The sequence below is a fragment of the Micromonospora sp. NPDC048887 genome (assembly GCF_040649715.1).
Lineage (GTDB): Bacteria > Actinomycetota > Actinomycetes > Mycobacteriales > Micromonosporaceae > Micromonospora.
In genome coordinates this window covers 253,022-264,956 of sequence record NZ_JBEZGA010000008.1, presented here as the reverse complement: position 1 = coordinate 264,956, position 11,935 = coordinate 253,022, and the positions used below count along the sequence as shown (strand labels likewise).

The 11,935-nt window shown below is 71.5% G+C and carries 12 protein-coding genes; 4 read left to right on the top strand and 8 right to left on the bottom strand.

Features of this window, described 5'->3' with window-relative positions; genetic code table 11:
* Positions 1-517: 517 nt before the first annotated feature.
* The 4 genes from AB0C17_RS15660 to AB0C17_RS15645 form a co-directional block, all read right to left on the bottom strand.
* Positions 518-1,213 carry a proteasome protein gene (locus AB0C17_RS15660; RefSeq protein WP_357473143.1) on the bottom strand — a complete coding sequence of 232 codons (696 nt, stop codon included), beginning with the start codon at positions 1,211-1,213 and terminating at the stop codon, positions 518-520.
* 351 nt (positions 1,214-1,564) lie between these two features.
* Positions 1,565-2,044, bottom strand: coding sequence for an SRPBCC family protein (locus tag AB0C17_RS15655; protein WP_357473140.1), 480 nt, complete (start codon positions 2,042-2,044; stop codon positions 1,565-1,567).
* Positions 2,041-2,388, bottom strand: a complete 348-nt coding sequence (locus tag AB0C17_RS15650) for a metalloregulator ArsR/SmtB family transcription factor (protein WP_357473137.1) — start codon at positions 2,386-2,388, stop codon at positions 2,041-2,043. The genes AB0C17_RS15655 and AB0C17_RS15650 overlap by 4 nt, the downstream gene beginning before the upstream one ends.
* 40 nt (positions 2,389-2,428) lie before the next feature.
* Positions 2,429-3,052: a DUF1963 domain-containing protein gene (locus tag AB0C17_RS15645; RefSeq protein WP_357473134.1), complete on the bottom strand. Its 624-nt coding sequence runs from the start codon at positions 3,050-3,052 to the stop codon at positions 2,429-2,431.
* 146 nt (positions 3,053-3,198) lie between these two features.
* Here AB0C17_RS15645 and AB0C17_RS15640 point away from each other — a divergent pair, with 146 nt between their 5' ends.
* A complete protein-coding gene (locus tag AB0C17_RS15640; protein WP_357473131.1) occupies positions 3,199-3,750 on the top strand; it encodes a hypothetical protein in 552 nt (183 codons plus the stop codon).
* A 25-nt stretch (positions 3,751-3,775) separates the two neighbouring features.
* Here AB0C17_RS15640 and rox read toward each other — a convergent pair whose 3' ends face one another.
* Together rox and AB0C17_RS15630 are read right to left on the bottom strand one after the other, a co-directional pair.
* Entirely contained in the window at positions 3,776-5,203 is a 1,428-nt protein-coding gene (rox, locus tag AB0C17_RS15635) for a rifampin monooxygenase (protein ID WP_357473128.1), read from the bottom strand.
* Between the two features lie 112 nt (positions 5,204-5,315).
* A complete protein-coding gene (locus AB0C17_RS15630; RefSeq protein ID WP_357479021.1) occupies positions 5,316-6,254 on the bottom strand; it encodes a helix-turn-helix domain-containing protein in 939 nt (312 codons plus the stop codon).
* A gap of 94 nt (positions 6,255-6,348) precedes the next feature.
* Between AB0C17_RS15630 and AB0C17_RS15625 the strand changes: the two genes are divergently transcribed.
* The 3 genes from AB0C17_RS15625 (at position 6,349) to AB0C17_RS15615 (ending at position 10,576) form a co-directional block, all read left to right on the top strand.
* The gene (locus tag AB0C17_RS15625) at positions 6,349-7,389 is read left to right on the top strand and encodes a saccharopine dehydrogenase NADP-binding domain-containing protein (protein WP_357479018.1); all 1,041 of its coding nucleotides are present in this window, start codon (positions 6,349-6,351) and stop codon (positions 7,387-7,389) included.
* Positions 7,390-7,481: 92 nt separating this feature from the next.
* The gene (locus AB0C17_RS15620; protein ID WP_357473119.1) at positions 7,482-9,602 is read left to right on the top strand and encodes a cellulase family glycosylhydrolase; all 2,121 of its coding nucleotides are present in this window, start codon (positions 7,482-7,484) and stop codon (positions 9,600-9,602) included.
* A 110-nt stretch (positions 9,603-9,712) separates the two neighbouring features.
* Positions 9,713-10,576 carry an alpha/beta hydrolase gene (locus AB0C17_RS15615; protein WP_357479015.1) on the top strand — a complete coding sequence of 288 codons (864 nt, stop codon included), beginning with the start codon at positions 9,713-9,715 and terminating at the stop codon, positions 10,574-10,576.
* 6 nt (positions 10,577-10,582) lie between these two features.
* On the opposite strand, the gene AB0C17_RS15610 is transcribed toward AB0C17_RS15615, so the two are convergent.
* Complete coding sequence (locus tag AB0C17_RS15610) at positions 10,583-11,047, bottom strand: hypothetical protein (protein WP_357479012.1); 465 nt, start codon at positions 11,045-11,047, stop codon at positions 10,583-10,585.
* A 64-nt stretch (positions 11,048-11,111) separates the two neighbouring features.
* Positions 11,112-11,828: a VOC family protein gene (locus AB0C17_RS15605; protein ID WP_357479009.1), complete on the bottom strand. Its 717-nt coding sequence runs from the start codon at positions 11,826-11,828 to the stop codon at positions 11,112-11,114.
* Positions 11,829-11,935 lie beyond the last annotated feature (107 nt).

Sequence of the window (11,935 nt, the reverse complement as noted above, 5' to 3'; positions counted from 1 at the left end):
ACACCCGCGAAACCGAACCAGCCGAACCACCTATCGCCATCCCGGCACCAGCCGGCAGCCGGTAACCACTGCTCCATCGAAGCGGGGGGAACTCAGCTACACCTCTGGCCTAGATCGCTACCGATGGAAGTTGCCGAGCTGTGCAGCAACGAAGCACAGCACCCCAGGGCGCCAAGCGGAGCTTCAGTGACCACCATCGGCCCGGCGAACAGCGATGCGAGCCAAGCGAGACCCCATCGCCGATCTCTGGGGGTCAAAGGGTCGCGCTGGGGTCGAAGATCATCGGGCACAGATCCGGCACAACCGGGAGCGACAAGCCGTGTCAAACGTCGAGAGGTGCTGGCGAGGGTTGCGCAGGTCAGTATGACGATCCGCCCGATAGCAGATGATCTAGCGAAGGCGGAGGTGTAAGGGGTTCAAATCCCCTCAGCTCCACCCAGTGAGAAGGCCGTCTCCCGTATGGGAGACGGCCTTCTCCAATTTCGTGCGGCGGCGAAGTCCAAGATCCTCGCGGGCCTCAGTCGAACAGCCGGTCGAGCGCTTCCTGTTCGAGGTCGCGCCAGCGCTTGACGTCCTTCAGTGCCTTGGCGATCTCCTTCTCGTCGAGGTGGTGGGCGCCCTCCTCCCTGATGCACGCGACGCTGAACGGCCCGCCGACCGACGGCGAGGTCCGCTCCAGCGCCTCCAGCACCCGTACCACGCCCACCACGCCGTACTCGACGGTGCGCCTGGTCATCTGGAAGTGAGCAAGCAGCGCGCCGGCCTGCTGGGCCATCGGCGCGCCGGAGCCGATGGCGTGGAAGCCCACGTCCTCGTAGCGGCCGATGAGCCCGTTGGGGTTGATCTCCACGATCCACGGCCCGCCCTGGCTGTAGCCGGCCGCGAGCAGGTACGCCGACACCCCGCCGCCGCTGCCCTCGCCGGGTACGTCCGGGATGTAGTTCGCGTAGTGCTTCTTGAAGACGGGCAGGACGCGCTCCTGCAACTCGTCGCCGATGTCGGGCGCTTCGAGGATGGCGGTGGCCGAGTCCTGGAGGAGGGGGCGCAGGTCGTTGAGTACTCCCCGCGCGCCGCTGCCGCCCCAGGCGGCGCAGTCGCCCAGTGGGTGCAGCTTCTGGGCGGGGAAGCTCAGACCGCGGTCGCTCTCGGTGATCTGGGAGTCCGCGCCGATCACCACTCCGTCCTTGCAGACAACGGCGAGTACGACGGTCATAGGGTCCTCCTGAGCAGGGGTAAGGGGTAGGGCGCGAGGTACCCGGCAGGTCGCCTGCCTACACCCCGACGAGTGCTGGCCCACTCGCTGCCCCGGCCGAAGAATCCCTCCCACCGGGTCGGTGCCGGCAGCGTCCGTACCGCGTCAGGGTCCGGTCGACGTCGTGCGAGAAGCGATGGTGTGCCAGGGGTACGTGCGACGCGTAAGTCAAGCGCCCGAGACCGACCCCGGCGCCGGGTCGGCGTCGGACCAAGGCGCGTGATCGGCCGCCGTGCCTGACGGGCCACCCCGGCGCCCTCGGCACTATCGAGGCTCGTGAATAATCGTGCTGGTGGTTGCCGAGGCGCTGTGCTATCTGGCCTCGGTGAGCAGTCCGGCGTAGCGGTGCAGGTACAGCGGCCAGCCCTGGTCGTGGCCGACGCCGTCACGAACCGACTCCCACCCCGGGCCGTGCCGGTCCAGGTTGCGGTGCTCCAACTCGACCCGGGTGCGCTGCGGTGTCTCGGCGACGAACCGGACCTCGACCTCGCTGGCGTTGTCCAGATCATGTTCGAGCTGCCATGCCGGGCTGATGTCCCAGCTGAAGACGAGCCGGTCCGGCGGCTCGAAGACGAGGATTCGCGCCCAGGCGCACTCACTGCCGTCCTCGGCGCGGTCGTAGATGTGCCCACCGATTTTCGGCTCGAAAACCGTCTCCGTGATCGGCGATGGCAGCAGGTTGTGCTCCTTCGGCTTGAAGTCGCCGAACCGCTCCGTGAATACCGCGAAAGCCCGCTCCACCGGCGCGTCGACCACGATCTGCCGCCGCACTACCGCATCCGCTCCACTCATGATTCCTCCTCGTCAGGACGCTCGGCGACGTCCTTGAAGCCGTCCAACGCACGGCTCCAGTAGGTGTCGAGCTGATCTCGTAAGGCGGCCACGCCGGCCGGATTGAGCCGGTAGACACGCTTTGTGCCCGCCGTGCGGTCCGTCACCAGGCCGGCGTCCTTCAGCACCCGCAGATGCTGCGACACCGCCGGCCGGCTGACCGGCAGCATCGCGGCCAGCTCGCCGACCGCCCGTGGCTTCTCCGCGAGGCAGGCGATGATCGCCCGCCGCGTCGGGTCGCCCAGGGCGTCCCATCCGTCCTCGGTTCGGTAAGTAGCCACGAACGGTAAGCTATGACTTACCATTGCCGTTCGTCAAGCCCGGACAGGCATCCGGGCGCAGTGGTCACTGCTGCCACAGGAACGCGGCAGTCGAGCATGACCGGCAGCGGAATCCGTACCTGCAGCCACCGCCACCGAAGTTGAAGCCGGTGCGGTGATCGTGGCCTTCCTCAAGCTGGACGACGAACGACATGGGCGCGGCGCAGGCGGGACAGGTGGGCGTCTGGTCGAACTGGAGCCACGCCGGCAGTCCGCCGAGCTGCCCCAGGACGTCTCGCAGCGGTCGGCCGGACTCACTGCGCCAGCGCTCGCGCGCCTCGTCGTAGCCGTCGGAGTCCATCGGCACGTACGTGACGGCGGACGTCTCGGCCGCCAGGACGGTGTCGCCGGAGGGCACGGCAGACGGAGCCAGCGCCCCAAGGGGGAAGACGAACGCGCGATTGCCGCCGGCGGTCGCATCCCACTCGTCGCACAGGCCCGGATCGTTCTGGCACATGAAGATCGACAAGAGCGCGGTGTCGGCCGCGTCGATGTCGTCGAGTCGGACCTGGGCCAGGAACTGCATCGGTCCGTCGCACTCGTCGCACACCGGCCATTCGAAGCCCGCAGGCACGAGCGGAACACCGCCGGTACGCGTGCCGGGCGCGTCTGGCGCCGTGTCACCGCTGTAGATCATCAGAACCGTCACGCGGCGCAGCGTAGGGGAGTTGACGATCTCTCGCAGCGCGCAGATGTGCCCGGGCCCGTCCGGCACCCGGTCCGCAGCCGGGCGGCCGATTGGAGTCACGTCCGTTGGTAGCCTGACGCGTCCGTACGACAGATGGAGTCTGCCCGGTGCTCAGGATGGTGCTGCGGAGGCTGGGCGCGGCGGGCGCGGTCTGCGTGGTGGCCGCCTGCGGACCCTCGGCTGCTGATCCAGCGGATCGTTCGGCGGACGAAGCCGTCTCCGCCACGCAGGCGACCGGCTCGCCCACCCCCCGGAAGCCGTCCGCGATCCCGGCGACCGGCGGATCCGGCTACTCCGCGGCACTGTCGGCGCGGCTGGTGACCACTGATGAGCTGCCACCAGGTTTCACTGTGGACATCGCGACGGTCATGGCCTCGGACACGGGCCGGCAGCGCCCCGGCCCCGAAGTGCCCTGTACGGACATGATTCCGCTGTTGTCGGCCAACCGGCTGACCGGTACTCCGTCGGCGATGGCCGCCGCCACCGTCAGCTCTGTCGAGGGCTCCGACTACCCGTGGGTGGCAAGCGAAGTGCTCAGGACGTACACCGACGACGGCGCCCGAGGGGCGATGGCGGACCTGCGGACGTCCATCGGCCGGTGCCCTGCCGTCGCGTCACCGGGCCAGGGCGGAGGCAGCTACCAGACGACCGGACCCTGAACGCCCTCGGGCGCTCGGCGGCAGCTCACCTCGTCGCGCTGCCGAACCACCTGGCCAGCGCATCCTCCAGCGTCTGCTGATCGTGGCCCACCCAGACCACGTGCCCGTCCGGCCGCAACAGCACCGCCGGCACGTCCAGCTCGTCGCCGGTGCCGGCGACGAGCCCGACCCGGTCGGCCCAGCCGTCCACCGACAGCTTCCCGGTCCCGTCCAGCAACAACCCACGGCCGGTACGCATCAGCTCGTACAGGCGTGCGTCCCGCAGCGGTACGTCGCGCAGCCGCCGCCCGAGCAGCGGGTGACCCTCGCCGACGTCGTACCGGACGCCGATCGCGGTCACCTTCTCGATCAGGAAGCGGTTGACCTCGTCGAAGTCCATGAGCTGCGCCAGCATCTGCCGTACCGCCCGCGCTCCGGGCTCGTTCGTGGTCAGCAGCATCTGCGCGCGGGTGTTCGTCAGCACGTCGGCGGCGACCGGGCGCCGCTCGGACTCGTACGTGTCCAGCAGGCCCGCCGGCGCCCAGCCGTTCACCGTCGCCGCCAGCTTCCAGCCCAGGTTGAACGCGTCCTGGATGCCCAGGTTGAGCCCCTGCCCGCCCAGCGGCGGGTGGACGTGCGCGGCGTCGCCGGCCAGGAACACCCGCCCGACCCGGTAACGCTCGGCCAGGCGGGTCGCGTCGCCGAACCTCGACAACCAGCGGGGGGAGTGCACGCCGAAGTCGGTGCCCGCGTACGCGATGAGTTGCCGTTTGACGTCGTCGAGCGTCGGCGGTGTCGAGGCCACCTCGGCCGCCGGTACGACCACCCGGTACACGCCCGGCTTGCCGGACGGCCCGAGCCCGAACCGCTTCTCGGTGCGGCGTACCTCGGTCATGGTCCTGGTGATCTCGTTCGGCGGCGCTGTCACCTCCATCTCGCCGAGCAGCGTGTCGATCGTCGACGGCTCGCCGGGAAATCCGACGCCGAGCAGCTTGCGGACGGTGCTGCGCCCGCCGTCGCAGCCGACGACGAACCGCGCCCGCAGCGGCGGCTCGCCCTCGTCGTCGAGGTGGACCGTCACGCCGTCGTCGTCCTGCTCCAGCCCGGTCACCGCACGACCGCGCCGGATCTCGGCCCCGACCTCGGCGGCGTGGTCGGCGAGCAGCAGGTCGGTGAGCGTCTGCGGGATGCCGAGGACGTACGCGTGGGCGGTGTCCAGATCGGCTGGCGCGGGCTTGTCGATGCCGGCGAAGAACCCCCGGATGGGGTGCGGGCCACCGTGTTCCAGGAACCGTTCCAGCAGCCCGCGCTGGTCCATCACCTCGATGCTGCGGACGTGCAGGCCGAGCGAGCGCACGTACGGCGGTGGTGCGGCGTCCCGCTCCAGCACCAGCACGCCGGTGCCCTGGAGGCGCAGTTCGCTCGCCAGCATCATGCCGGTCGGCCCACCGCCGACCACGATCACGTCGAACACGAGCCGACCATAGCCTCCGCGCCGGAACGCCGGGGCCCGAAGAAGGGGTAGGCGCCCAACTCGTTCGGACCGCCCGGCGAGCTTCGACAGCAGCCGGACCTGGGCAGCCCGGTCAGCCGCGACGGAACGTCCGGCGGTAGGTGTCCGGTGGCACGCCGACGGTGCGCTGGAAGTGGCGGCGCAGCGTCGTCGCCGTACCCATGCCTGATGCCTCGGCGACGGCGTCGATGCCGTCGTCGCTGTTCTCCAGCAGCTCCTGCGCCCGCCGGATGCGCTGCGTGGCCAGCCACTGCGACGGCGTGGAGCCGGTCGCGGCGGTGAAGTGCCGGACCAGGTTGCGGGTGCTCATGCCGGCCTGGCGGGCGAGCGCGGCGACTGTCAGCGGGCGGTCCAGCCGCGCCATCGCCCAGGGGAGCAGCGCGGCGATCGGATGGTCCGCGCGGGCCGGGATCAGGGTGCTGACGTACTGGGCCTGGCCGCCCGCGCGGTGCGGCGGCACCACGAGGCGGCGGGCGACGGCGTTGGCGACGGTCGAGCCGTGGTCGCGGCGGATGAGGTGCAGGCACAGGTCGATGGCGGCGGCCTTACCGGCGGAGGCGAGCACATTGCCGTTGTCCACGTAGAGCACGTCCGGGTCGACCTGGACGCGCGGGTAGCGGGCGGCGAGCGCTTCGGTGTGCGCCCAGTGGGTGGTGGCGCGCAGCCCGTCGAGGATGCCGGCGGCGGCGAGCACGAACGCGCCGGTGCAGAGCGAGACCATCCGGGCGCCCGCCTCGTGCGCGGCGCGGACGGCGTCGACCAGGTCGGACGGCGGCTCGGCGTCGGTGTCCTCGATCGCCGGGACGATCACCGTGTGGGCGCGGGTGAGGTGGTCCAGCCCGTGGTCGGGCGTGACCGCGAACCGGCCGACGCTGACCGGGCCGGGACCGCAGACCACCAGGTCGTACCAGGGGTCGGCCAGGCCGGTCGGGTCGCGCACGAAGATCTCGCAGGCCGCCGCCAGCTCGAAGTGCAGCATCCCGTCGGTGGCGGCGAGCGCGATCAGGGCCATGTCCGAAACTGTACGGGCATTGGCGTTTACGACACTGGCCCGGCCCTCCGAACCCGGCGAGGATCATCCCAGTCGATCTTCGAGGGAGAGCATCATGCGGGTGGCGGTGTTCGGGGCGTACGGGCACACCGGGCGGTTCGTGATGGCGGAGCTGCGACGGCGGGGCTACGAGCCGCTGCCGGTGGGACGCGACGCCGGGAGGCTGTCGGCAGCGTTCCCGGAGGCGGAGCACCGGGTGGCGTCGGTGGACGACCCGGCCTCGCTGGACCGGGCGCTGGCCGGGGCGGCGGCCGTGGTCAACTGCGCCGGGCCGTTCGCCTCGACCGCCGGCCCGTTGATCGAGGCCGCGTTGCGGGCCGGGATCCCCTACGTCGACGTGGCGGCCGAGATCGAGGCGAACCGGGACACGTTCGCGCACCACGCCGAGCGCGCCGGGGCCGCCGGAGTCGCTGTGGTGCCCGCGATGGCGTTCTTCGGCGGGCTCGGTGACCTGCTGGTCACCACCGCGATGGGGGACTGGGCGGCGGCCGACGAGGCGCACGTCGCGTACGCGCTGAGCAGCTGGCACCCGACGGCCGGGACCGTCGCCTCCGGCGTCGTCTCGCGCGAGCGCCGCGACGGCCGGCGGGTCCGTTTCACCGAGGGGCGCCTGGTGTACGCCGACGGCGACCTGCCCCGCCTGGACTGGGAGTTCCCGGCGCCGCTCGGTGTGCGGCCGGTGCTCGGCGAGTTCACCATGGCCGACGTGGTGACGGTGCCGAGTCACCTGGACATTCCGGAGGTCTGCACGTACATGACCGTGAACGCGGCACTGGACCTGGCTGCCGGGGATGCCCCGGCGGCGGTGGACGAGCGCGGCCGGTCGGCGCAGACGTTCACCGTCGACGTGGTGGTGCGTGCGGGCGACGTCCGGCGGCGGGTGGTGGCCCACGGGCGGGACATCTACGCGATCAGCGCGCCGCTGGCGGTCGAGGCGGTCCACCGGATCCTGACCGGGCGGACCCGGGCGACCGGCGTCGCCTCGGCCGGCCGGATCTTCGACGCGCCGGACTTCCTGCACGGGCTGTCGGCGCACCTCACCGTCGAGACGCCGCCGGCCGTCCGAACCGCCAATGCATTCACTCCTGCCAATTGACAATGTTTGGAATCCAAACTTACTCTCGCGCTGGGCGGGGTCGCGCCCCGCCCGCTCCGTCCACGCGCCCACCCCACCGCGAAGGAACCACCATGTTCCGCTCTCCCCGTACCGCCCGATTGCGGGTCGGCCTCGTCGCGGCGACCGCCGCCACGCTGGTGACCGGCACCGCCGTGATGGCGACGAACGCCCAGGCGGCGGCCGGCTGCCGCGTCACCTACACGACCGCGAGCCAGTGGCCCGGCGGCTTCACCGCGAACGTCGACGTGACAAACCTCGGTGACCCGATAAACGGCTGGAACCTGCGCTGGACGTTCCCGTCCGGCCAGCGGGTCACCCAGGCGTGGAGCGCCACCGTCACCTCCTCCGGCGCCGACGTCACCGCCACGAACGTCGGCTACAACGGCTCCATCGCCACGAACGGCACCGTCTCGTTCGGCTTCAACGGCTCCTGGTCCGGCGCGAACACCGCGCCCACCGCGTTCTCGCTCAACGGTGTGGCATGCACCGGCGGCGTCGGCGGGACCACCCCGCCGCCGACCACCACGCCACCGCCGACCACGCCGCCCCCGACCACCCCGCCGCCCACCACGCCACCGCCCACGACCCCGCCGCCGGCCGGCAACGCCATGGCCGCTGTCGCCGCCATGCAGCCCGGCTGGAACCTCGGCAACTCCTTCGACGCGGTCGGCGCGGACGAGACCGCCTGGGGCAACCCGCGGGTCACCGAGGCGCTGCTCGACAACGTCCGGGCGCAGGGCTTCAACAGCATCCGCATCCCGGTGACCTGGAGCAACCACCACGGCGCCGCGCCGAACTACACGATCGACGCGGCCTGGCTGAGCCGGGTACGCGAGGTGGTCGGCTGGGCGCTCGCCGACGGCTTCTACGTGGTGCTGAACATCCACCACGACTCGTGGCAGTGGATCAACACGATGCCCACCGACCGCACGAACGTGCTGAACCGCTACAACGCGCTCTGGACGCAGATCGCCGCCGCGTTCAAGGACTCCTCGCCGAAGCTGACCTTCGAGAGCGTCAACGAGCCGCAGTTCACCGGCAGCTCCGGCGACGCGCAGAACGCCACGCTGCTGAACGAGCTGAACACCTCGTTCCACCGCATCGTGCGCCAGTCCGGCGGCGGCAACGCCACCCGGCTGCTCGTCCTGCCGACCCTGCACACCTCGGCCGAGCAGGCCCGGGTGGACGAGCTGGTCAGCACGTTCAACACGCTCAACGACCCGAACCTGATCGCCACCGTGCACTTCTACGGGTACTGGCCGTTCAGCGTGAACATCGCCGGTGGCACCCGGTTCGACGCCACCGTCCAGCAGGACCTGACCGACCAGTTCGACCGCGTCTACAACGCCTTCGTCAGCCGCAACATCCCGGTGATCATCGGTGAGTACGGGCTGCTCGGCTTCGACCGGCACACCGGCACCATCGAGCAGGGCGAGAAGCTGAAGTTCTTCGAGTTCCTCGGCCACTACGCGCGCAGCCGCAAGCTGACCACCCAGCTCTGGGACAACGGCCAGCACTTCGACCGGACGTCCTTCGTGTGGAAGGACCCCGAGCTGTTCGCCCAGATCAAGTCGAGCTGGACCACCCGCTCCGGCACCGCGTCCAGCGACCAGGTGTACGTGCCGCGTACCGGCTCGATCACCGCCAAGAGCCTGACGCTCAACCTGAACGGCACCACGTTCCAGGGGCTGCGCCAGGGCACCACCGACCTCGTCAACGGCACCGACTACACGGTCTCCGGCACCACCCTGACGCTCACCGCGTCGGCGCTGACCCGGCTGGTCGGCTCCCGCGCGTACGGGGTGAACGCCAACCTCCAGGCCCGGTTCTCCGCGGGCGTGCCGTGGCGGATCAGCATCATCACGTACGACCCGCCGGTGCTGTCGAACGCGACCGGCACGACAGCCGCGTTCACGCTCCCGGCACAGTTCCGCGGCGACCAGCTGGCCACCATGGAGGCCAAGTACGCCGACGGCAGCAACGCCGGGCCGCAGAACTGGACCTCGTACAAGGAGTTCGACGTCACCTTCGCGCCGGACTACACAGGCAACACGATCGTGCTGAAGCCGGAGTTCTTCGCCGAGGTGAACGACGGCCGGCGGGTCACGCTGACCTTCCACTTCTGGAGCGGCACGAAGCTGACCTACTACGTCACCAAGTCCGGCAGCACCGTCACCGGCACGGTGAGCTGACCGCGACGGCACGGCTCGCGGCGGTGGGCGTCGACACCGCCGCGAGCCGCGCCGGCAACGCGTTTCCGCCGGACCGATGACTTCCGGGGCCGGCGCCGGTCGACAGAGGCATGAAGACGCTCACTCTCCAGACGCCCGAGGTCGACCTGGTCTACGACGTCCACGCTCCGACCGCGGCCGAGGCCGGGCACCGTCCCCTTTTCATGATCGGCCAGCCGATGTGCGCCGACGGCTTCACCACGCTCGCGTCGTACTTCCCGGACCGCACGGTCATCACGTACGACCCGCGCGGGCTCGGCCGCAGCGTCCGCAAGGACGGCCGGACCGACTCGCTGCCCGAGGTGCAGGCCCGGGACGTCCGCGACATCGTCGACGCCCTCGGCGCGGGCCCGGTCGACATGTTCGCCAGCAGCGGCGGCGCGGTGACGGCGCTCGCCCTGGTGGCCGCGTACCCGAACGTGGTGGCCACGCTCGTGGCGCACGAGCCGCCGCTGGTCGCCCTGCTCCCGGACGCCGAGGCGGCCGGACGGGCCATGGCCGCCTGCCAGGAGGCGTACCGGAGGAACGGCTGGGGCGCCGGCATGGCGGCGTTCATCGTCATGACGTCGTGGCGGGGCGAGTTCACAGACGACTACTTCGCCCAGCCCGCGCCGGACCCCGCCGCGTTCGGGATGCCGGCCGAGGACGACGGCAGCCGGGACGACCCGCTGCTGTCCGACCGGTCCGCGGCGGTCACCGTCTTCCGGCCGGACGCCGACGCGCTGCGCGCCGCGCCGACCCGAGTGGTGATCGCGGTGGGCGAGGAGTCGGCGGAGACGATCACCGCGCGGACATCGGTGGCCACCGCCGAGCTGCTCGGCGGGCAGCCCGCCGTCTTCCCGAGCCACCACGGCGGGTTCCTCGGCGAGGGGATGGGCCACGCCGGGCAGCCGGAGGCGTTCGCACGCCGGCTGCGGGAGATCCTCGACGCCTGACCGGGCTCAGGCCCGGCGTGCCTCGGTGACCATCACCGGGTAGGGCCCGGCCGGTGTGCCGGGCCCGGCCTGGTCGGCGGGGACCACGTTCTCCATCCGCAGCCGCAGCGTGGCCGGGTCGGCGGAGTGGAGGACGATTCGCCACTCCCAGCCGTCGGCGTACCCGGCGGTCAACTCGACAGCAGGCGCCCCGGCCGCCGTGCCGGTGAGCGTCATCGGGGACGGCTGCTGGTGCCAGGAGTCGCCCCACCAGGCGACGAGCGCGCCCGGCCGGTCGCCGGCCGCGATCACCAGCAGGCCGTCCTGCGGCCCGTCGTCGGGGTGGGCCCACGAGTACGCCACAGTGGTCAGGTGACCACCGGCGGCGGTCGCGACGGAGACGGTGGCCGGCGACTCGGCGAGCGGGTCGGCGGGCATCAGCCGGAAGCCGTTGGTGCCGGCCCAGGAGCCGGCGGCATCGGTGAGAACCATCGCCCCAGGATAGGAACCACCCCCGACACCGCCCGGCTCGCCGGTCGTCGACCCGGCCCGGCGGCTACCCGTGCGGCAGGGCCGTGAGCAGGTCCTCGGCGTGCCGCAGCGTGCCGGCCAGCCGGGCACGCGACTCGTCGTCCAGCGGGACCGACCGGGCCTTCCCTACCAGTTCCCGGGCGGCCTCCGGCTCCCCGAGTTGCAGCGCCAGCTCGGCGCGGTAGACAAGCGCCTCCACGTGGACGGCCGGGTCGTCGGCGGCGTCCGGGCGGGCGAGCGCGCCGTCGAGGATCCGCGCGGCCTGCCCGGGGTTCCCGCGCGAGTCGCCCTGCACCACGGCGTTGCCCAGCGTGCGGGCGAGCCCGCCCCGATCGCCGGTCTCCGCCTGGGTGGTCCGGCCGACGAACCGGATCCAGTTGCCGCCCGGGTCGACGATGCTGAACCCGGAATGCCCCTCCTGGTTGCGGCGGGGCCGGGGCCGGGTCATCCGGGGTACGCCTGCGACGAGCATCTTGCCGTACGCGGCGCGCAGGCCGTCGGCGAAGGCGCCGTGGATGGCGACCAGGTCGTCCACCACCACCAGGCAGGAACCGTACGAGTCGGCCGGATCGAATCCGGCCATCCCGAAGAAGTGCAGGTGGAGATCCTCCCGGCGCAGTGTCAGGTACGGGTTCGGGCGCTCCTGCCGGTACGTCACCTCGAAGCCGAGGGCCTGGTAGAAGGGCGCCACGTCGTCCAGGGAGCGGCAGGGCAACAGCGGGATCGTCGTCTCGTTCGCCATGCACCGAGCCTGGCGACCGCGAGCCGTCATGCGCACATGGAAATGCCCGAACGGCTACTGTCGCCGCCCGAACGGGCACGAGGGCCGGTCCGCTGTGGACCGGCCCT